We start from the raw sequence: 21,927 nt of genomic DNA, 5'->3' as shown, positions 1-21,927 counted from the left end.
TACCTCCCAGAATTTTCTTCTTATTTCACTATATTCTATTTCCATATTTCTCTTAAAAATCCTTCTTTTATCTTAAATTTTTTTAAATTATTTATTTTTTTATTTAATTTCTTGGATTATCTCCAAAATACGACATGTTTCTTGTTATTTTATTTTTATTTGTCGATAGTAAAACAAATAGTCGATGCTACCAACATTTTGGTAACATCGACTATTTTTAGCTTGCTTTTTGAGTTTGTTTTTCGGCTTCTATTTTTAATCCTGCTTCATTTAACATCCATTCTACATGCACACCATATCCACTTGTCGGATCATTTAAAAACACATGAGTAACTGCTCCAACTAATTTTCCGTTTTGTATTATTGGACTTCCGCTCATCCCTTGTACAATACCACCAGTTTTCTTTAACAATTCCTTATCCGTGACTTTAATTATCATCCCTTTTGTTTCAGGGTTTTTACTTGGAACACTGCTAATGATTTCAATATCGAAAGTTTTAACTTTGTCATCCTCTACAACAGTTAAAATTTGCGCTTTACCTTCTTTTACTTCATTGGCTTTAGCAACAGGAATTGGATCTTGATGCCCTTTAATAAAAGAAGAATCATTTAACTTACCAAAAATTCCATAATCACTATTAATTTGAATAGTCCCTAAGCTATCGTCATCCATCGAGAATCGAGCTTTCTTTTCCCCTGGGGTTCCGTTTTTACCTTTATTTATCGATGTGATATCAGAGGTCACTATTTTACCATTGTAAATATCAATGGGCTTTTTGGTTTGGTGATCCATAATAACATGACCTAAAGCTCCATATTTCTTGGACTCAGGATCATAAAATGTTAACGTTCCGATTCCAGCCGTAGCATCTCTTATAAATAAACCTAAACGATAAGCTTCATCCTTTACATCATAAGCGGGTTTAAATGACAAAGGAAAAATATGCTCTTCTCTTTTAATTAGCAGTTGAACAGGTTCCTTTTTTTCTTCTGTTTCTTTAATTTTTTTAATGAAATCACTCATATTGTCAACTTTATCCCCATTTAATTTCAAAATGATATCACCTATTTTAACCCCGGCTTGCTCAGCTGAAGATACTTTGCCATCATTCGTTTGAACGGGACTAAAACCAACAACAATAACACCAGAAGTGTGTAATTTTACTCCAATGGATTGACCACCAGGAATGACTTCACTTACTGTATTAGAATCTAATGCATAAACTGTACTGACGTGTGTGAATGGAATAAAAAACGAAACAAGGAGAATCAAATGTATTATATGGCGAGACTTTTTCATATTCACACTCCTCATTCCTATTTCGAAGCTGTAAGCTTAATTTGAGCTTTTGGGTGGTTTTTTAAACAGTTAAAACACATGCAATACAGTTTATCTTTTCCTTCTTTTCGTATTATTAATTAGAATAAAAAAATCGCCTAAATAGGAATCTGATCTAGGCGATTTATTATAAATTATACTTTCATTATTTAACACTTTTAGATTGTTCAATTAACTCTTCAGCATGTTGTTTGGTTGTATCTGTAATTTCTGTGCCTGAAATCATACGACTAATTTCAATGACAGATTCCTCTTTAGTTAATTGTTTGACAGTTGTAGTTGTTTCATGCTGCATTTGGTTTTTTTCAATAAGTAAATGTTGGTCTGCAATAGCGGCAACTTGAGGTAAATGTGTGATACACAATACCTGAGATTGTTTAGAAACGTGATGAATTTTTTGTGCTATCGCTTGAGCTACTCTACCGCTCACACCAGTATCAACCTCATCAAAAATAACACTGGTCATATTTTGATGTTCTGAGAAAATTCTTTTTAACGCTAACATGATTCTAGAAATTTCCCCTCCAGAAGCAACTTTTTGAAGAGGTTTTTTCGGCTCACCGGGATTCGTACTAATTAAAAATTGAATTTGATCCAGACCATTTTTCGTGAGTTTAATTTGTTTGTCTTTCCACTCTACCTCACCCGTTAATGTATCAAATAATACGTCAAACTCAGCCTTTTCAAGATATAAATCTTTAAGTTCATCATGGATTGCTGACTTTAATTTTTCTGCAACTTGTTTACGAATTTGGTGAAGTTGTTCTGCTTCCATTAATGCATCTTTTTCAACTTCATTAATTTGTTTCTCCAATGCCTGAATGTGTGTATCTTTATTTTCTAGTTGTTCTAATTCTTCTTCCATTGCTATCATCATATCAACGATGTCTTTAACATCTTTACCATATTTTCTCTTTAAACGATTAATTTCATGCAACCTTTTTTCAATTTCATTTAACCGATCTGGTTGAAATTCCATCTCGTCAAGATGGTTTCTTAATTCAAATGATAATTCTTCAATGGCATAATAATTGGCCTTTAGTTGTTCTGATAGTTGATTAAAAGAAGAATCCACATCTTCCAGATTCTCAAGAGACGTCATAGCATGACTCAAATAATCTAAACCTTTACTTTCTCCATATAACGCATAATAAGTTGTTTGTAAATGCTCATGGATTCGTTCAAAGTTGGCTAATTTATTCCGTTCTTCTTCCAGGTTTTCATCTTCGCCTACTTCTAATTGTGAATCTTGAAGTTCAGTTAATTGAAATTTTAATAAATCAATTCGTTGAGCAATCTCTTGTTCATTTTCAGATAAGTCCTTAAAACGATTTTTTAATCGGATATAATCATCATATAAATAGGTGTATGATTCTGTTGCCTTTGAAATAGATGGTTTATCGAATTGATCCAATAACTGAATATGTTTATCTGAATGCATTAACGATTGTGTTTCGTGCTGACTATGTATATCAATTATAGTTTGTCCAATTTCCTTAAGAATGGCTAAAGTGATCAATTTACCATTCACACGACAAATACTTTTTCCTTTTGAAGTAATTTGTCTTTGCAAGATAATACTGCCTTCCTCATCATATGGCAGGTCAAATTCATTCATCACTTGATAAACATTATGCTTTTCATTATCAATAAAAAATATGCCCTCAATATGTGCTTGATCTGTTTGGTGACGAACGAAATCAACAGATGCGCGTGCACCAGCTAATAATTGAATAGCATCGATAATAATGGATTTCCCTGCACCTGTTTCACCAGTTAATACAGTTAACCCTTCTTTAAAATCTAAACTTATTTCATCTATTATGGCAAAATTACGAATGTTGATTTGTCCTAACACATTAAACACCTCGTTTTAATTCAGCATTTCATTAAAGCTTTCAAAAACTTCTTCGCTATTTACTGGAGATCGACATATAATTAAGCAGGTATCATCACCACAAAGTGTGCCCATAATACCGTCCCAATCTAATTGATCTAATAACGCTCCAACAGCTTGAGCGTTCCCAGGAATGGTTTTTAAAACTATAAAATGATCCGCACGATCAATTGAAACAAAACTGTCCGCTAACATTCTTCTCAGCTTTTGAACTGGATCATATTTTTGGTCCTGTGGCAAACTATATCGATAAGACCCATCATGTGTAGGGACTTTAACTAACTGTAGTTCTTTAATATCCCGCGAAATAGTCGCTTGGGTCACTGGATAGCCGAGCTCGTGGAAACGACGTACCATCTCATCTTGAGTTTCTATATTTTCACTGGATATTAGTTCCCTGATTTTCATTATACGCTGAGATTTTTTCATGTTATCAACCACCAACTTTAATGTGTTATAACAAATCAATAAGGACTACTCATGTAGCCCTTACTTCTTTTTTTGAAATTCATTATGAGCTTGTTCGATTACTTCTTGTATTTTACCCTCATCAATATGGTTAGTTGCTTCACCTTCAGGCCATTTGGCATGGAGTAAAAATTCAATATTCCCGTCGCCACCTGTAATTGGTGAATAGTCTAAATTAATGATGTCATAACCTTCATTAAATACAAATTGTGTAATTTTTGAAACCACTTGAAGATGTACTTTAGAGTCTCTCACAATACCTTTTTTACCAACCTGTTCTCTTCCCGCTTCAAACTGAGGCTTAATTAAAGCTATAACGTCTGATTTAGGTTTCAAAAGGTTTTTTAGCACAGGGAATATTAATTTTAGAGAGATAAACGATACATCAGTAACTGCAAATTCTGGTACACCAAACTTCAAATCCTCAGGTGTAACATAGCGGAAATTAGTTCTTTCCATGACATGAACTCTGTGATCGTTTCTTAATTTCCAGTCTAATTGGTTATAACCAACATCAACAGCATAAACTTCGCTTGCACCTTTTTGTAAAGAACAGTCAGTAAATCCACCGGTTGATGAACCAATATCAATTATTAGTTTATCTTTCACACTCACATCAAAATTTTTTAAGGCTTTTTCTAATTTTAAGCCGCCTCTACTCACATATGGTATGGCTTTTCCTTTAACAGTAACTTCAATTGAAGGATCAATTTTTAAGCCTGGCTTATCCAAACGCTCATGCTTATGAAAAACTAACCCTGCCATGATTGAACGTTTAGCTTTTTCACGTGAATCAAAATGTCCTTGTTCTACTAAAAGCGTATCTAATCTAACTTTGCTCATGGTGTTTAAGCTCTCTTTTCTTTTGTTGGTACCATATCTTTAAGTTTATTGACAATGCCATCAGTCGTTAAACCAATCTCTTCTAATAATTCACTGACACTTCCATGTTCAATAAATCGATCTGGAATACCCATTCGTTGAATATATGGAAAAACCATGTTCTCTTCTTCATAAAATTCTAATACAGCACTACCAAATCCGCCTTTAAGAGCATGTTCTTCCACTGTTAAAATTGGTAAATTTGTTTGAGCAATATTTAACAACATTTTCTTATCTAAAGGTTTTATAAATTTAGCATTAACGACTCGAACAGATATATCTTCCTGCTCTAATTTCTCAGAAGCTTCTAATGCAGAATCAATCATCGTTCCGAAAGTTAAGATAACTGCATCAGAACCCTCTTTAATTATTTCCCATTTTCCAATAGGAACCTTTTTAAATTTGTCACTCTTAGGAGCATTTTTTGCATTTCCACGAGGATACCTAACAGCAATTGGTCCTTTTTTGTACTCAAGTGCTGTATACACCATATCTTGGCATTCATCTGCATCTTTAGGCATCATAATCGTCATATTCGGTAAGTCTCTTAAATAAGAAATATCGAAAACACCCTGATGCGTTTCACCATCTGCCCCAACTAATCCAGCTCGATCAATGCCGAATGCCACATTTAAATTTTGTCTGCAAATATCATGTACAACCTGGTCAAAACCTCTTTGTAAAAATGTAGAGTAAATAGATAGGAATGGTTTCAAACCTTGAGTGGCTACTCCACCTGCTAAAGTTGTAGCATGCTGTTCAGCAATCCCTACATCAAACAGACGATCTGGAAACTTTTTCTTAAAATCTTCTAACTTTGAACCCACAGTCATCGCTGGAGTTATCGCGACAACATCTGAATCATTTTCTGCAACTTTCATCAATGTATCACTAACCACTTTGCTCCAACCTGGTCCAGAAGATGATTTTTTCATACTTTCGCCTGATTCAATTTTATAAGGCCCTACACCGTGCCATGTACCAATTGTATCGGATTCAGCTGGTTTGTAGCCTTTTCCTTTTTTGGTAATAACGTGTATTAAAATAGGTCCTTCTGTCTTTTTAGCGTAATTAATCGATTTAAATAAATCTTCATAATCATGTCCATCAACTGGCCCATAATACGTGAATCCCATTTCTTCAAAGAACATTCCTGGAACTACCATATATTTCATGCTGTCTTTAACACGTTCTGCTACGGTCGCAATTCTTCCACCAACCGCTGGAATCTTTTTCATTAACCATTCCATTTCATCTTTAACCCAATTATATTTTTGACCACTTCTTAAGCGACCTAAAATATTGTGTAGTGCACCTACGTTTGGTGCAATTGACATTTCATTATCATTAAGAATTACAATAACATTTTTCTTTTCACTACCAATATGGTTTAAGGCTTCCAATGCCATGCCACCTGTTAATGCTCCGTCGCCGATTATAGGAACTACAGAATAGTCTTTATTTTTCAAATCGCGCGCAATAGCCATTCCCATAGCAGCTGATAAAGAAGTGGAGCTGTGTCCTGTTTCCCAAATGTCATGTTCACTTTCATTCATTTTAGGAAATCCACATAACCCTTTATATTGTCTTAATGTTGGAAAATCTTTAGTTCTACCGGTCAACATCTTATGAACATAAGATTGATGACCCACATCCCAAATAAATTTATCTTTTGGGCTATCAAACGCATGATGTAATGCTAATGTTAATTCTACAACTCCTAAGTTTGGTCCAAGATGCCCACCTGTTGCCGAGAGTTGATTAATAAGAAATGAACGTATGTCTTCACTTAAAGTTTTTAATTCTTCGATTGATAATTGTTTAATATCTGAAGGTTGATTAATTTGTTTCAGATCCATTGTGGATCACTCACCTTTGTACTATATTTCTTGCTTTTTATTTTTCTTCTTTAGAGAAGGTAAAATACGGATATGCATTTTATTTTCGATAAAAGATACAGTTTTACCTGCTAATAGTATGATTTCAGTTGATTTTGTCATAGCAAGTGTTTTACCAAAAGCTTTTCCACCTACAGTAACTGCTGCTACAATACTCGTCAATATGGTATTGAGGCTCGATTGTCCTAAGTCAATCACATTAACCAACTGAAAAACAACTATCGTGGCTGCCACACCACTGACGATACCGGCAATGTCACCAATAACATCATTACAGAAGGATGCAAAACGATCTGCGTTCCTGACTATAACTATTGATTCTTTAGCACCTACAATTTTTTCGGCAGCCATAGAATGAAAAGGTGGTTCTGTTGCAGCAGCTGCTGCTATTCCCATCATATCAAAAAATACACCAATAAAAACAATTAAAAAAACTATGATTAATCCAAGCGACCAAATTGTACCTTCTAAAGCAATATTGGACGCAATTGAAAAAATTGCCGCTAACACGAATGTGATAACGGCGATACTTATACTAAATCGAAGTGATCTTTTTATCATATTTTTGTTCATAATTTCCCTCGTAACTGCTCAAAATATGTGTAATAAACATTGTTATGTAAATGGGGATGGTCACTTAAAAGGTAAATATTGCGGCTTAGGTCCAGTAGGTTTTCCCAGGTCGATACCGTGTGTTGCCACATCGGCGGTTCCCCTTTAAATCGACCTTAGCTACGTTTCCACAGCTAGACTGGACTACCACTTAGTCCGCACTACAATCCCTTTTAAGTGTCCAGGAACAGTCTAGGAGATTTCCTCGACAGCCTTTGGCCACTTCCTAGCCTCTTTTGCAGTGTTTATTTCATACAATGTCAACAACAATTCTACGGTGGCCTTCCGTATCCTTGTTTTTAATTGTAATCCCCTAAACACCACTCAAGGCAGGCTACGCTGCAAATAAGGGCTGTTAACCCTTATTATGCAGGTTCATACCCCATTTCGTACCCCATTAAGCGCAATTAATGGGGCACAAGAATGGGCCTCCGCGGAAGTAGGGTCAACGCCCACATGCCTTTGTGGATCGCCCTACAACCTTAACTCCCAGCATTGACCCAAGGCTGGGCGCCTCAAGCCAACACCAGGAACTTCATCGATATGCCCTTTGGCGGATTTTTAGGCCCGCCTTCAGAAGTGGAGGACCGACTAGAATACTGCACCATCCCACTTGTACCTACTATTTTATCATATTTTTATATCTCAAACAATAAATTACAAACTAGGCATCACGGTTCCCGAACACCTCAAGCAATTCTAATAATATAGGCTGGTTAATATTCGCTTCTGAATATTTTTCTTTAGCCTTATTCATATAACTTTCTTTCATGTTAATTGCTTGTTCTAAGCCCATAATTTGTGGATAAGTACTCTTGTTTTTCTCTTCATCGCTTCCGACTGGTTTCCCAATCACATCCATTTCTCCACTTACATCTAAAATATCGTCTTGAATTTGAAAAATTAGCCCTAAATAAGATGCGAATTGATCCATTGATTCAATTTGAGGTGGTGTTGCTCCACCTAAATAAGCACCTATTTTCACTGCCGAACGAATTAAAGCGCCTGTCTTCAATTGATGCACGCGATTTAACTCTTGTTCTTCCAAGGATTGATTTTCACCTTGAAGATCTAAGTGCTGCCCAGCAATCATACCTTCAAATCCACTAGCTTGACTTAACTGTTGTAAGACATAAACCTTCTCCTCAGCATCTAATTGATCTGAATTAGACACGACTTGAAAAGCGTAAGTTAATAAACCATCGCCAATTAATATGGCAGTGGCTTCATCATATTTTTTATGTAAAGTATGTTTTCCTCGTCTGAAATCATCGTCATCCATTGCAGGTAAATCATCATGAATTAAAGAGTAAGTATGAATCATTTCTAAAGCTAATGCTGGATGAAGAACTTTTTCAATGCTATGGTTAAAAGCTTCAAAAGAAGCCATCATTAAGACAGGCCTTAACCTTTTCCCACCTGCTTTCGTGGCGTACAATAATGCATCCTTTAAATCAAGAGGAAGTTCTAATTGGTCAAGCTCCCTTACTAATGATTGATTAATTTGTTTTTGTTTTTGTTCTATATATGAATGGATCACTTTATTCTTCTTCCTCCACGCTATAAGGTTCAGTATCACCATTTTCTTCCATTACTTCTGTTATTTCTTCTTCTACACTTTGAAGTTTATCATTACAAAACTTAGATAGCTTCATACCCTCTTTGTAATATTCAATTGCTTTTTCTAAAGGTACATCGCCCTCTTCTAGTTTATTAACAATCCCCTCTAACTTCTGCATGGCCTGTTCAAAAGTTAATTCCTCTTGATTTGTCATGACTATTCCTCCCTTTCATCAATTCCCCAAACTTGGCAATCTAATTCCCCGTCTTGAAGTGAAACTTTAAGCATATCTCCAGGTTGAATTTCCTTAGTCGACTTTACAATATTTCTGTCTTTATAAGTAATTGAATAACCTCGTTTCATTGTTTCAAGAGGGTTTAATATTGACAATTTCTCAATATAAGTTTGAAATAAATTCTCACGTTGTTCCTTATTTGCTTTAATCGAATTATTTAAACGTGAAGTTAGGTAGCTTAGGTCTTTCTGTTGTTCGCGAATTAATTTTCGCGGGTTACTCATTACAAGGCGTTGAATCATATTACTTTTATATTGTTGCTTGTCTGTAACAAATCGTTGGATAGATTTATTGAGATTCACTACCAAACGGTCTAGATCTTGTTCCCGTTGGCGAGTCAGATGAATTGGGTATTTAAATGCATATGCCTGCTTAAGTGATCGAAGCCGCTCACGGTTTGTAGTTAATTGATGTTGAACATTTTGATTTAATCGTTGAGATAAATTAAATAAATTCTGTTTGATGTCAAATAACGAAGGTACAGCTAATTCAGCGGCAGCTGTCGGGGTTGGAGCTCGTAAATCTGCTACAAAGTCACTAATAGTAAAATCCGTTTCATGACCGACCGCTGAAATAACTGGAATTCGGGAGTCGTTAATTGCTCTCGCAACAATTTCTTTATTAAACGCCCATAATTCTTCAATTGAACCACCGCCACGTCCGACAATAATTGTATCAAATTCGTTAACATTATTTGCAAACTCAATAGCTTTAACAATGGAAGGGGCAGCTTGTGGTCCTTGAACCGAGACGGGAATAATGGTTCGCCTAACTGACGGATAACGTCTTTTTAATGTAGTAATTATATCTCTTACTGCTGCACCAGTAGGTGACGTTATAATCGCAATGCGATTCGGAAACTTTGGAATGACCTTTTTCTTATCCTTTTGAAATAGCCCTTCGATTTCCAACTTTTTCTTAAGCTCTTCATAGGCTAAGAATAAAGCACCAACCCCATCTGGCTGCATTTCTTGAACGTAAATTTGATATTGACCTTGTGGCTCATAGACTGACAAATCACCTTTAATTAAAACTTTCATTCCATTTTCAGGTTTAAATTTCAAACGTCGGTTTTGTGTTGCAAACATGACTGCAGACATTCGAGCATTTTGATCTTTTAAAGTAAAATACATATGACCTCGTGAATGATGATTAAAATTAGAAATTTCAGCTTGCAGCCATACATTTTTTAAATTTGAGTCCGTATCAAATTTTCGTTTTATATATCTGGTTAGAGCTGTTACTGTTAAATACCTTTTCTCCATAACAAAAACTCCCTTGTTATTTGAAGTTTTTTGCTGCTTTAATTGTATTATGTAATAACATTGTGATCGTCATAGGACCGACACCCTTTGGAACAGGTGTTATTTGACTTACATGATCTTTAACTTCGTTATAATCAACATCGCCCACAACTTTACCTGATGATAAAAAGGTGTTTCCTACATCAATAACTACTGCTCCAGGCTTAATGTGGTCTTTTGTAATAAATTGAGCTTTTCCAATAGCCACTATTAGTATATCAGCTTGCTTAGTAATCGATGACAATGCTTCAGTCTTTGAGTGGCAGTAAGTAACCGTAGCATCCTTATTTAGTAAGAGTTGACCAATCGGTTTACCAACAATATTACTTCGACCAATAACTACAGCATGTTTACCTCTAAGAGAAACTCCGTAAAAATCTAATAATTCCATAATCCCTAAAGGCGTGCAAGGGATTAAAGCATCTTGACCGATCGAAAGTCTACCTATATTAATTGGGTTAAAGCCATCCACATCTTTAGTAGGCTCTATGTATTCTAATATTCGTTTTTCATTAATGTGATCAGGCAAAGGAAGTTGTACTAAAATTCCATGAACTGAGTCATCTTCATTTAAATTAATTACTTGATTGAGTAAATCTTCTTCCGAAATATCTGAATTTAACTCAATAACATGTGAACGAATCCCTATCTTTTCACATGCTTTTTGCTTCATTTTTACATAAGTTTTTGATGCTGGGTTATCTCCTACTATAACAACTGTAAGAGAAGGGATGATGTTCTCTTCTTTTAATTCATTAACTACTATTTTTAGATTACTTCTTATTTTTTGCGCCAAAATATCACCATACATAATGGAAGCAGACATCAATACCCCACCTTTATTCCTTCATAAACTTTGATAAAACACCATTTATAAATTTACCTGACTGATCTTCGTTAAACCTTTTAGCCAGCTCAACCGCTTCATTTACGGCAACTTTATTAGGTACTTCATCTTCAAACATTAATTCATAAACTGCGATTCTTAATACTGTTTTTTCTACAGTAGCAATACGTGAAAAAGACCACTTCTCTAATTTATCATCGATAGCTTGGTCTATTTCAACTCTATGTTCAACTACACCCTTAATGATTTTTTTAGCATATTCATCAACATCTTCATCAATTGCTTCATATAAGTTTTCAAGTGTAACATCTTTATTTATATCTATTTGGTATAACCCTTGAAATGCTTTTTCCCTAGCATGTCTACGCTCTTTCATGTTCGTGCTCCTTTAATTTCAAAATATCCTTTTATATCCTATCATGTCCATCAACAGTTTACCATGATTTTAGTGTAATGAAAAAAGCTTTTATATATGTGAGGGATTTAAAGAAAAGTTCGTAAAGTAAGGCAATCTAACGCTTCATGTTTGACTATATAAAGATTGAACTCTAACGAACTAAAAGAAAGGTTCTGTTAAAGTCCGTTGTTGATATTATGATTCGCTTTCGGTGGACGCTTTCCGAAGACCTGGACGGTCAAGTGTCGACGTTGGCCACAAATGCTACTTGAAATACATCTTTGCATTAGTTTGCGCCGAGTAACCAGGCGCAGGACGTGACCGACCTTAGCCGACCAGGAGTCGCTACCTTCGCTCATCACAAATTCAACAACTTAATCTATGACAAAAATCAACATTAACATAGTCAAAAGAAAAGAAATGCCTTCACTTTAATAACCGTTCCAAAAGACTCAAACTTTATTTTCTAAGAAGTCTATTGGATTGTTTAAAGTTTAGGCATTTCTTTTTGTTAATCAAAACTCTTTTTATTTATGCATTTTGATCTTTAGTGGCCTCATCGTTTTTATCTTCAATTTGTATACCAACAACATGAACATTAATTTCTAAGATCTCTAACGCCGTCATATTTTTCAGTGTAGAACGGATGCTATCCTGAATTTTTTGAGCAACTGTTGGAATTGATACACCGTAATCTAGAACAGTAAAGATGTCAATGACGATTCCTTCTTCAGACAAGTCAACTCTTACACCTTTGCCGTGCTTTTTCTTACCGAATCGCTCAGTAACATTCGAAGCCAGATTACCTCGCATATTTGCCACTCCGCTTACTTCATTAGCAGCAATTCCCGCGATAACTTCAATGACTTCTGGAGCAATCTCAACTTTTCCGAGTTGGTCATCACTAACGTTCAATAGCTGTTTATCTTCCACTTACTTCACCTCTTTAACTGTTTCTTCTGATAATACATCATACTCTTCAAGGAACTTCGTATTAAATTCTCCATTAATAAACACAGGGTGATTCATCATTCGCTTATGGAATGGGATTGTAGAGAAAATACCTTCAATAACAAATTCGTCTAAAGCTCGATTCATTCGGTGAATGGCTTCTTCTCTTGTCTTTCCATATGTGATTAATTTAGCAATCATAGAGTCATAATAAGGTGGAATATTCCATCCAGTATAAGCTGCTGAATCTACACGCACTCCTAATCCACCAGGTGGTAGATACATTTTAACTTCACCAGCTGAAGGTATGAAGTTGCGGAATGGATCTTCAGCATTAATTCGACATTCTATAGACCAACCTTCAAATTTAACATCTTCCTGTTTAAAGGAAAGGACCTTGCCATTTGCAACATTAATTTGCTCTTTAATTAAGTCTATGCCCGTTACCATTTCCGTTACAGGGTGTTCAACCTGAATACGTGTATTCATTTCCATGAAATAGAAGTTACCTTGGTTTCGGTCATAAATAAACTCAACCGTACCGGCACCAACATAATTTACAGCTTCTGCAGCTTTAACTGCAGCGTGCCCCATTTTTTCACGCGTTTCCTCATCAATGGCTGGTGAAGGTGTTTCCTCAATTAGTTTTTGCAAACGACGTTGAATCGTACAATCGCGCTCACCTAAATGTACGGTATTACCATGAGCATCTGCTAAAACCTGAATTTCAACATGACGAAAATCTTCGATAAATTTTTCTAAGTAAACGCCAGGATTTCCAAAGGCTGTCTCAGCTTCATTCTGAGTGATACGAATTCCTTTTACTAGTTCATCTTCATCTCTGGCTACTCGAATACCTTTACCGCCACCACCAGCAGTTGCTTTAATGATAACTGGGTATCCAATTTCTTGAGCTACTTTCTTTCCTTCATCTACATTTTCAATAATCCCTTCAGAACCAGGTACGATTGGAACGTTAGCTTGACGCATTGTTTCTCGAGCGACATCCTTTGTTCCCATTCTTGAAATGGCATCTGCACTAGGACCGATGAAAGTTACATTACATGCTTCACACATCTCTGCAAAATCAGCATTTTCAGATAAAAACCCATATCCAGGGTGAATCGCATCAGAATCTGTTAATTTTGCTAAACTCATAATATTAGTTTTATTCAAATAACTGTCCTTACTTAATGTTGGACCTACACAATATGCTTCATCAGCTAATTGCACATGTAAAGACTCTTTATCAGCTTCTGAATAAATAGCTACTGTTTCAATTCCAAGCTCTTTACAAGCTCGAATAACTCTTACTGCAATTTCTCCTCTATTGGCTATTAATACTTTTTGAATCACGGACAATCCCTCCTTTTATTTTTTCTTCACTCTAAATAGTGGTTGTCCGTATTCTACTAATTCACCATTTTCAACTAACATTTCAACGATTTCACCTTTTACTTCAGCTTCGATTTCGTTGAATAATTTCATCGCTTCAACAATACAAACAACTGAATTATTATCCACTGAGTCTCCTACTTTCACATATGGATCATCATCAGGTGATGGTGATTCATAGAATGTTCCCACCATTGGAGAAACAATTTCATAATCGTAATCAGTTGATTCAGTTGCTGCTGGTTCTGCAGCTTTCTCTTCTTTTACTTCCTCTTTTGGTTCAGCCTGTGTTTGTACAGCTGCTTTTACTGGAGTAGTTTCCACAGTTTCTTTTACTGGTTGTGGATTACTCGTTTTATTTACGGATACTACTTCACCTTGTTCTTTTTTTAGAGTTACTTTGGTACCATTAGACTCAAAAGTAAAGTCAGATATTGATGATTCGTCAATAAGTTTAATTAGTTCGCGAACTTCTTGTACTTTTAACATAATATTGGCACTCCTTTTGCTTTTATTAACTGGTACTAATAATTCCTACTAATTATTGTACGACAAACAACTATTGAACTTCAACTTATCTTTAATAAATAATTTTTCAAAAATATAATAAATCCCATACCTTATAGATATGGGACATTAAAAACTACTATATTTTATACATCATCTTGTTGTAATCTAACCTGTACTTCCATTACACCAAACTCATCTCTAGCCATTTGCATCAACTGGTTTGCATCTGTTTTAGATAATTCTTCTGCAATTACTGTAATGCTCACAACAGCTTCATCTTTTTGGACTAGAACATCACGATAATTCTTTTCATGTTGAATAGTATTTTCTAAAATCGTTTCTTTTTGAGCAATTGTTCGAAGTTCATGAATTTGATCCATGGCTTCACTTTTCTCTTCTGTTGTTGCTGTTGGTGAGCTTACAACATTATGCCATTCTTCAATTAACATACTTCTTGTATCTTGCTTTTCCATTCGAGTTGTTGCAAATAATTCATCAACTGTCATACCTGAAACATCTAATTCATCCATGTCAGATTCAGTTTCATTCTCAGTGCCACTTTCTTCTTCACCATTTTTTTCTTCACCATCTGGGTCAACTACTGCTACGTCATCTCCTGGTGCTGTCATGTAGTATACACTCAATACAATTAATAAACTTAACATTGTAATTAACCATACCGTTTGTTTTTTCAATACCATTTTTATTCCTCCCTATCTTTTTGCATCACAGCGATTCTGTGCGTCGAAACGTCTAATAATCTTGAAACGGCTTCAACGACATTTTGTTTAATTTGAAGTTTATCAACCCCCTCTGCTAAGACTAGGACCCCTCGAACAGGTGGATTTTTTTGCTGAATTAATAAAGGCTCTTCAGAGTTGTTTTTTCTCAGAATGACTGTTTGATGTTCAACAGTTTCATCTTCCACTTTTCTAGTACCACCATTTTGATCTGTTTCACTTGTCCGTTGAGTTCCCATAATTGTATTTTTTTCATAAACTTTAGTTGCAGAAGCTTCTAATTGAAGCATAACTTGTACATTTGATACACCTTTTAAGGTTTCAAGTGCAGCGGCTAATTCATCCTGCAATCGGTTTCTAAGCTCGCTCGCTACATCATCATCAGACATCGATGGTTTATTTTCTTTGTTATCCAAGAAAACCTCTTCCTCCTGAATGGCAGGAGGTTCACTCTGATTTGAACCACTTGAAAAAATGTTTGACACAATTAGAAACAACAACCCTAGCAAACCAACCAAAATAATATAGGAACGCTTCGTGGGTCGATTGTGATTATTTTTCATTCTTAAAACTCTTTTAAAACTTTCAAACATTATGTTGCTCCTCCCCAGACGATTTTTATTTGATCAATAGATAAGCTTAATTGGTTTGCAATCGTTTCTATAATCTCCATCTCATGTTCCTTATCAACCTGATCCTTCTTTGAAGGTATAGAGACAATTTCAACTTCTTCAATACGGTTGTCCGAATCTTCTTCAAGATGAAAAGTGATTTGCTGGATTTGTTCTACTAAATCTTGTTTTAAATCTTGACCGCTTGTCTTAATTTGCATCTCTCTAATAGCTAGTCCATATTGTTGTTTTAATTCATCGGATAAAAGACTTCTAATGTCTTGTTGTAGCTGTTCTAATATATATGCATGTTGTGAGGCTTGTATTTCATTTTTTTTAGAATTAATTTCATCTTCTAAACTTTCCGAAGTCATTTCTTCCACCTTTAACTCCCAGGAATCAATATATTGGTCTGGATTAACTCCAAATAATTTAGTTAAAGGCTGTAAAAATAATAAAAAGATAACTAATCCAAAAACTAATTTAATAATTTTTTGGTGGGAAGTCGCCGGAATCAACAGGGTGATTATTGTGGCCAGGAAAATAAAGAAAACTATTTGTGAAATCCATTCGATTATATAATCCATATACTAACCACCCTTTAACGAACCATTAATGTCATATTACCAACGATTATCAGCATGACAATTGCGAAAAAAAACATGATTGATACGGCAAGTAATCCTGCCAAAATATAAAATATATGTTTCCCCATTGTTTCAATTGCGTCAATAATTGGGCCATCTGCAACGGGTTGTAATAATGCTGCTGACAACTTAAAGATTAACCCAATGACTAAGACCTTAATTGCTGGAAATAATGTAATGATCAGCATTAACACCACACCAGCTAACCCTATCGAATTTTTTAGTAAAACTGATGCAGATAAAACAGTGTCGGTCGCTTCAGTAAACATACGTCCAATTACCGGTATAAAATTACTTGTAACAAATTTTGCTGCCCTTATCGCTACCCCATCTGTAACTGCTGCAGTTACTCCTTGTATTGACATGACTGAAACAAATAAGGTTAAAAATGCACCTAAAATAATAAAAGCAACCTGTTTAATTAAATCTGCCAATCGCGTGACATTATATTCTTCATTAATTGTGCTTGCGATGTTTAATATGGCTGATAAGAAAAATAGAGGTAAAACAATTTTACTGATTAATACACCGCTAATTTGCACGAATATGAGTATTAATGGGTGAAAAAAAGCCACAGAAGCCACATTCCCAAATGCTGCCATCAGACTTAACATGAGGGGCAACAAAGCCAGCATAAAGTTTCCCATTCCATTAATGGCATCTGTAGTAAGTTGAACAGCTTGATGAAAGCTTGTAATGGCAATCGTAAGCAGCACTGCAAAAATTACAAGATAGCTAACTTTAGATACTGATTCATTTTCAAATGAACCAATCAGTAGTTTTAAAAAGACACTTAACAATGTCAAAAAGATGAGCATACCTAATAGTTTGCCGTTGACTATCCACTCATGAATGAAAAAGTTCATAATCCCAGTTAACCAATCATTAATAGAAAAAATTGATCCTTCTCGAACAGCATCTAACCAGTGATCATTAGATGAAACTGGTAAGTATTCTCGGTATTTCATTAAAATTTGCTGCCATTGGGCTTGCATTTCTTCACTTTCGGTCCACTCGTTCGGGATGTTGAATAGCTGTTCATTATCCGCTATTTCACCCATCGTTGCATGAGCCGTTGAATTAATATCAATGAGGAATAATAAAGAAAAAGCCAATATTATTATCTTTAAATACATGTCATATCCCTTCTTCATTAGTGAGGAATAAAGTTCATTAATGTTTCTAGAACAGCAATAAAAATCGGTAGCGCAAACAGTAGAATGAAGATTTTACCGACTAAATCAACTTTTATCGCAATAGCTTCTAAATCTGCATCTTTTAATAACTGAGAAGTAAATTCTGTGATGTATGCAATTCCAATTACTTTAAAAATAGTATCTAGATGAAGAAGTGACACATTGAAGCGATTAACTATTTGTTGAACAATTGCAAATAACTGAGATACCTTGTCCAACACAAAAATAAATACTATAACTCCAGTAATAACAATTAATAAAAAACCAATAGATTCATGTTTCTCACGCACTAAAATGATAAGCAGAGCCGCTGCGATTACTACAGCTAGAATTTGTAGAATTTGCATTACATAAAGAACCCTCTAAAGGTAGAGATGACTTGCAGTAAAAAGACAGATCTAATCTGTTGGAACAAACGAGACAGATAATCGATGACGACCACTAAAATTAGGATAAAACCAAGGAGAGTTACCCAATGAGCCATGTCTTCCTTTCCCATTGTTTTTAATAAGGTATGAATCATCGCTACGATAATCCCTATACCAGCTACTTGGAATAATAAAGCTACATCGGTCATCTATCCTCTACCTCCTACTATTTTTTATAAGAAAATTAGTGTTAATAATAGACCAGATAAAACACCCAGTGCGCGGAACATATTTGAAAAACGTTTTTCGTCTTCAGAAGCATCATTCAATTCATGTTGTAGATGCACTTTTGCTAAATGGATTTGTTTCTGTTGTTGTTCCAGGTTATGAATACCTAATGTTTGTCCAAACTGGATTACAATTTCCTTTTCTTTATCTTTCATTGAAGTATGATTCCAGTTTCTATTTAAAGTTTGTTCCCAGATATCCTGTAATGAGAGGTGACTAGTTATTAGCTGTTCAGAAATATCATAAAAAATATAGCTTAATGGTGGCGTTAATTGTTTCGATAGTTTGTGAAGAACCGTTTGAATGGGCTCTTGACCAAATACCATTTCAGCTTCCATGATCTGTAGGGCATGTAAAAGCTCACGAATCTGTTTTGGTCTTCTGGAATAATTTCTAGCGATGTCGACTCCGACCCACGTGCACGTGAACAATATCAGAATGGCTCCGATCCACTTCATACTGATTTCTCCTTAAGTTATTCTCTAATCTGTTAAACTCTTCTCCGTACACTTGATTAATTTTTCCTGGAGAGGTTGTGTAATCTAATAAGATGTATCGTTGAAAAACATGATCTTCAAACAGAGGTTTTAGAGAAGGTCTTTTTTGGATTTCTTCTAATGAATATCCATGAATACTACAAATAATTTGTACACCTGCATGTACGGCTTCTTTTAAACTTTTAACATCTAACTCATCACCAATTTCATCTACCACCAGTACCTCTGGTGACATCGACCGAATCATCATCATCATTCCATCAGCCTTTGGACAATCTGCCATTACATCTGTCTTTTTGCCCACATCATGCTGAGGAACCCCTTGAAAAGGTGCTGCAATCTCAGAACGTTCATCAATTAATGAAACTCTACTAGCCTTTATTCCATATAATCCATCACTAATCGAACGCACGATATCCCGTAGTAATGTTGTTTTACCGCTCTTCGGTGCTCCTATTATCATCGTATTTAATACAGTGTTAGTGGAAGGTTGATAGATCAAAGGTACAACTTGTCTAGCTGACCCTTTATGTTCTTTAGCCACACGAATATTAAAAGATGAAATGTGCGTGATAGCTTTTACTACACCGTTATCCAGAGTGACTTTTCCTGCGATTCCTACTCGATGTCCGCCCTTGATTGTAATAAAACCATTCTTTAATTCTTCTTCCATTCTGTATACGGAGTGTTGACTAATTTTTCCTAAGAATTCTTTAGCTTCTTGTTCTTTAAACATGTAATTATTTAGAAAAATACTTTGATTATGAAAAACTAATTCAATAGGTTTATCGATTCTTAATCGAATCTCTTCCAACGATTCTAGTTCTTTAACTTGTTGAATCGCTTGCCTAATGTGTTCAGGGAGTTTTTCTAATATTTCTTTCATTTGGACATCCTCCTATTGATATCACTATTCTATGAACACTACTTCTTGAATATGAAAAAGGTTTATGAAATCTATTAAATGTTTTTCCATTTTGAAAAGGTTAATTAAAAATTCTGTTAAAGCCTTTTATCGATTAAAAACACAAAAAAAGAAGCACCTTTAATTAGGTACTTCTTTATAACTATTATTATTAAATGAAGGTTTTATGCACGAGAGACGTATTTACCGTCAGCTGTGCTTACAACTAGTACTTCTCCTTTATTCACAAAGAAAGGAACTTGAACGATATGACCAGTTTCAAGTGTTGCTGGCTTTGTACCACCGCTTGCCGTATCACCTTTAACACCTGGTTCAGTGTCCACAACTTCTAATTCTACGTTGTTTGGTAGTTCAATTCCTAATGTATCACCATCATACATTAATACAGTTACTTCCATATTTTCTTTCATGAAACTCAGTTCGTTCTCTATCGTTTTAGTTGGAATTTCAATTTGTTCAAACGTTTCAGTATCCATAAATGCGTGATTGTTACCATCTGCATATAAATACTGCATCTTACGTCTCTCCAGATGGGCTTTATTAACTTTTTCACCTGCACGGAAGGTTTTTTCTTGGATGCTTCCGTTTTCAAGGTTACGTAATTTCGAACGAACAAATGCCGCACCTTTACCAGGTTTTACGTGTTGGAATTCAATAACCTGCCAAATTGAATTATCTAGTTCAATTGTTAATCCTGTTTTAAAATCGTTCACTGAAATCATTATATTCTGCCTCCTTAAAACAACTTAAAGCGTAATTAATTCTTTTGTTGAGAATGTTAACGTTTCATTACCGTTTTCAGTAATTACGGTATCATCTTCGATACGGCATCCGCCGACATCAGGTACATAAATTCCTGGCTCAACCGTTACTACCATACCTGGTTTTAATACAACATCAGAGCGATATGATAACCCTGGTCCTTCATGAACATCCATTCCTAGCCCATGTCCAGTTGAGTGACCAAAATATTCACCATAACCTTTTTCTTTAATGTAATCACGAGTTAATGCGTCAGCTTCTTTACCAGTTAATCCAGCTTTCGTTTCTTTCATTCCTCGTAATTGAGCTTCTAAAACAACATCATAGATTTCTTTCAATTGATCATTAATTTCTCCTACTGCAACAGTACGAGTAATATCAGAACAATATCCGTTATATAACGCTCCAAAATCTAATGTCACGAGCTCACCTGATTGAATCTCTTTATCAGAAGCTACACCATGTGGTAATGCAGAACGGTATCCAGAAGCAACAATTATATCGAAAGAAGAAGACGTTGCTCCTTGACGACGCATAAAGAATTCTAATTCATTCGATACATCAATTTCTTTAACGCCAGGTTTAATGAATGATTGAATATGTTCAAAAGCTGCATCCGCAATTTGTGCGGCATCTTTCAATACTTTTATTTCATCTTCTGTTTTAATTAAACGTAATTCTTCAACTAATCCTGTGTGAGGAATAAACTCACATTCTAGTTCTTTAGAATAAGTTTCATACACTCCATAAGTCATTGTATCTTTTTCAAAGCCTAGGCGTTTCACACCAAGGTCTTTAGCTTGTTTAGCTACTTCCAGATGAATAGGTCCTTTATGCTCAATAATGTTGTAACCTTTCACTTGTTCATTGGCTTGAACAGTGTAACGGAAATCAGTAATAAACAACGCTTCATCAGCAGTTACTAAAACAACCCCTGCTGTTCCAGTGAAGTTCGTTAAATATCTTCTATTTTTACCGTTTGTTACTAGAAACCCGTCTAAATCTTTTTCGACTAATTTTTCTCTTAGTCTTTTTAATTGTTCCATTTTAAAACTCTCCCTTTCCATCTAATATTTGCATTAATGCATAAGCTGCTGTCAAATAGCCCAATGGACCTAACCCCAAAATTTGACCCGCTGCTACTGGTGCAATAAATGAATGCGAGCGAAATGGTTCCCTGTTATGTACATTAGAGAGATGTACTTCAATGACAGGAATATTTAAAACTTCAACTGCATCTCTCAAAGCAACACTTGTATGAGTATAACCACCAGGATTAAAGATGACACCCGAACAGGAATTATTAGCCTCATGTAACCGGTCAATTAATTCTCCTTCATGATTTGATTGAAATGATATTAATTGATAATCCTGCTTTTTTAAATACTCTTCAACCTTGTTTACGATCTCATCGAGTGAAGCTTGTCCATAAATTTTTGTATTACGTTGTCCTAACAAATTTAAATTAGGACCATTAAGTAAAAGAATTTGGTCCATCTCAATATTCCCCTTATTGGTAATTCTTTTAATAGTTTAT

The 21,927-nt window shown here is 35.0% G+C and carries 25 protein-coding genes; all 25 read right to left on the bottom strand.

What is annotated here, in order from left to right:
* Window positions 1-217: 217 nt before the first annotated feature.
* Window positions 218-1,300 (bottom strand): SpoIVB peptidase, encoded by a 1,083-nt coding sequence (gene spoIVB / locus E3U55_RS03295; protein WP_228547458.1) that lies wholly within the window; start codon window positions 1,298-1,300, stop codon window positions 218-220.
* Window positions 1,301-1,484: 184 nt separating this feature from the next.
* A complete protein-coding gene (recN, locus tag E3U55_RS03290) occupies window positions 1,485-3,197 on the bottom strand; it encodes a DNA repair protein RecN (RefSeq protein ID WP_134338913.1) in 1,713 nt (570 codons plus the stop codon).
* Window positions 3,198-3,212: 15 nt separating this feature from the next.
* The gene (gene ahrC / locus E3U55_RS03285) at window positions 3,213-3,665 is read right to left on the bottom strand and encodes a transcriptional regulator AhrC/ArgR (RefSeq protein ID WP_134338912.1); all 453 of its coding nucleotides are present in this window, start codon (window positions 3,663-3,665) and stop codon (window positions 3,213-3,215) included.
* 60 nt (window positions 3,666-3,725) lie between these two features.
* Window positions 3,726-4,547, bottom strand: coding sequence for a TlyA family RNA methyltransferase (locus E3U55_RS03280; RefSeq protein ID WP_134338911.1), 822 nt, complete (start codon window positions 4,545-4,547; stop codon window positions 3,726-3,728).
* Between the two features lie 5 nt (window positions 4,548-4,552).
* Window positions 4,553-6,445 (bottom strand): 1-deoxy-D-xylulose-5-phosphate synthase, encoded by a 1,893-nt coding sequence (dxs, locus tag E3U55_RS03275; RefSeq protein ID WP_134338910.1) that lies wholly within the window; start codon window positions 6,443-6,445, stop codon window positions 4,553-4,555.
* A 21-nt stretch (window positions 6,446-6,466) separates the two neighbouring features.
* Window positions 6,467-7,057, bottom strand: coding sequence for a CNNM metal transporter family protein (locus E3U55_RS03270; RefSeq protein ID WP_134338909.1), 591 nt, complete (start codon window positions 7,055-7,057; stop codon window positions 6,467-6,469).
* 703 nt (window positions 7,058-7,760) lie between these two features.
* On the bottom strand, window positions 7,761-8,636 hold the full coding sequence (locus tag E3U55_RS03265) for a polyprenyl synthetase family protein (protein ID WP_228547457.1): 876 nt from the start codon (window positions 8,634-8,636) through the stop codon (window positions 7,761-7,763).
* 1 nt (window position 8,637) lies between these two features.
* The gene (xseB, locus tag E3U55_RS03260; protein WP_134338907.1) at window positions 8,638-8,871 is read right to left on the bottom strand and encodes an exodeoxyribonuclease VII small subunit; all 234 of its coding nucleotides are present in this window, start codon (window positions 8,869-8,871) and stop codon (window positions 8,638-8,640) included.
* A 2-nt stretch (window positions 8,872-8,873) separates the two neighbouring features.
* Window positions 8,874-10,217 carry an exodeoxyribonuclease VII large subunit gene (gene xseA / locus E3U55_RS03255; RefSeq protein ID WP_134338906.1) on the bottom strand — a complete coding sequence of 448 codons (1,344 nt, stop codon included), beginning with the start codon at window positions 10,215-10,217 and terminating at the stop codon, window positions 8,874-8,876.
* Between the two features lie 16 nt (window positions 10,218-10,233).
* A complete protein-coding gene (gene folD, locus E3U55_RS03250; RefSeq protein ID WP_134338905.1) occupies window positions 10,234-11,082 on the bottom strand; it encodes a bifunctional methylenetetrahydrofolate dehydrogenase/methenyltetrahydrofolate cyclohydrolase FolD in 849 nt (282 codons plus the stop codon).
* 13 nt (window positions 11,083-11,095) lie between these two features.
* Entirely contained in the window at window positions 11,096-11,479 is a 384-nt protein-coding gene (gene nusB / locus E3U55_RS03245; RefSeq protein ID WP_134338904.1) for a transcription antitermination factor NusB, read from the bottom strand.
* A gap of 552 nt (window positions 11,480-12,031) precedes the next feature.
* Entirely contained in the window at window positions 12,032-12,433 is a 402-nt protein-coding gene (locus E3U55_RS03240; RefSeq protein ID WP_134338903.1) for an Asp23/Gls24 family envelope stress response protein, read from the bottom strand.
* Complete coding sequence (accC, locus tag E3U55_RS03235) at window positions 12,434-13,807, bottom strand: acetyl-CoA carboxylase biotin carboxylase subunit (protein WP_134338902.1); 1,374 nt, start codon at window positions 13,805-13,807, stop codon at window positions 12,434-12,436. It abuts the gene before it with no gap.
* Between the two features lie 15 nt (window positions 13,808-13,822).
* Window positions 13,823-14,335, bottom strand: a complete 513-nt coding sequence (gene accB / locus E3U55_RS03230; RefSeq protein WP_134338901.1) for an acetyl-CoA carboxylase biotin carboxyl carrier protein — start codon at window positions 14,333-14,335, stop codon at window positions 13,823-13,825.
* A gap of 164 nt (window positions 14,336-14,499) precedes the next feature.
* Window positions 14,500-15,057, bottom strand: a complete 558-nt coding sequence (locus E3U55_RS03225; RefSeq protein WP_134338900.1) for a SpoIIIAH-like family protein — start codon at window positions 15,055-15,057, stop codon at window positions 14,500-14,502.
* Window positions 15,058-15,059: 2 nt separating this feature from the next.
* Window positions 15,060-15,689 carry a stage III sporulation protein AG gene (gene spoIIIAG / locus E3U55_RS03220; RefSeq protein WP_134338899.1) on the bottom strand — a complete coding sequence of 210 codons (630 nt, stop codon included), beginning with the start codon at window positions 15,687-15,689 and terminating at the stop codon, window positions 15,060-15,062.
* Window positions 15,689-16,294: a stage III sporulation protein AF gene (spoIIIAF, locus tag E3U55_RS03215; RefSeq protein WP_134338898.1), complete on the bottom strand. Its 606-nt coding sequence runs from the start codon at window positions 16,292-16,294 to the stop codon at window positions 15,689-15,691. The genes spoIIIAG and spoIIIAF overlap by 1 nt, the downstream gene beginning before the upstream one ends.
* 14 nt (window positions 16,295-16,308) lie before the next feature.
* Window positions 16,309-17,490 (bottom strand): stage III sporulation protein AE, encoded by a 1,182-nt coding sequence (spoIIIAE, locus tag E3U55_RS03210; RefSeq protein WP_134338897.1) that lies wholly within the window; start codon window positions 17,488-17,490, stop codon window positions 16,309-16,311.
* Between the two features lie 17 nt (window positions 17,491-17,507).
* Window positions 17,508-17,897, bottom strand: coding sequence for a stage III sporulation protein AD (gene spoIIIAD / locus E3U55_RS03205; RefSeq protein ID WP_134338896.1), 390 nt, complete (start codon window positions 17,895-17,897; stop codon window positions 17,508-17,510).
* Window positions 17,897-18,127, bottom strand: a complete 231-nt coding sequence (spoIIIAC, locus tag E3U55_RS03200; RefSeq protein WP_134338895.1) for a stage III sporulation protein AC — start codon at window positions 18,125-18,127, stop codon at window positions 17,897-17,899. The genes spoIIIAD and spoIIIAC overlap by 1 nt, the downstream gene beginning before the upstream one ends.
* Before the next feature lie 24 nt (window positions 18,128-18,151).
* Window positions 18,152-18,664, bottom strand: coding sequence for a stage III sporulation protein SpoIIIAB (gene spoIIIAB / locus E3U55_RS03195; RefSeq protein WP_134338894.1), 513 nt, complete (start codon window positions 18,662-18,664; stop codon window positions 18,152-18,154).
* Window positions 18,600-19,589: a stage III sporulation protein AA gene (gene spoIIIAA / locus E3U55_RS03190; RefSeq protein ID WP_134338893.1), complete on the bottom strand. Its 990-nt coding sequence runs from the start codon at window positions 19,587-19,589 to the stop codon at window positions 18,600-18,602. The genes spoIIIAB and spoIIIAA overlap by 65 nt, the downstream gene beginning before the upstream one ends.
* A gap of 203 nt (window positions 19,590-19,792) precedes the next feature.
* A complete protein-coding gene (efp, locus tag E3U55_RS03185) occupies window positions 19,793-20,350 on the bottom strand; it encodes an elongation factor P (protein ID WP_134338892.1) in 558 nt (185 codons plus the stop codon).
* Between the two features lie 24 nt (window positions 20,351-20,374).
* A complete protein-coding gene (locus E3U55_RS03180; RefSeq protein ID WP_134338891.1) occupies window positions 20,375-21,436 on the bottom strand; it encodes a M24 family metallopeptidase in 1,062 nt (353 codons plus the stop codon).
* Window position 21,437: 1 nt separating this feature from the next.
* Window positions 21,438-21,887 carry a type II 3-dehydroquinate dehydratase gene (gene aroQ / locus E3U55_RS03175; protein WP_134338890.1) on the bottom strand — a complete coding sequence of 150 codons (450 nt, stop codon included), beginning with the start codon at window positions 21,885-21,887 and terminating at the stop codon, window positions 21,438-21,440.
* Window positions 21,888-21,927: the final 40 nt, after the last annotated feature.

Source organism: Filobacillus milosensis (assembly GCF_004402015.1).
GTDB classification, from domain to species: Bacteria; Bacillota; Bacilli; order Bacillales; family Alkalibacillaceae; genus Filobacillus; species Filobacillus milosensis.
This window is presented reverse-complemented; position numbering and strand designations above follow the sequence as displayed.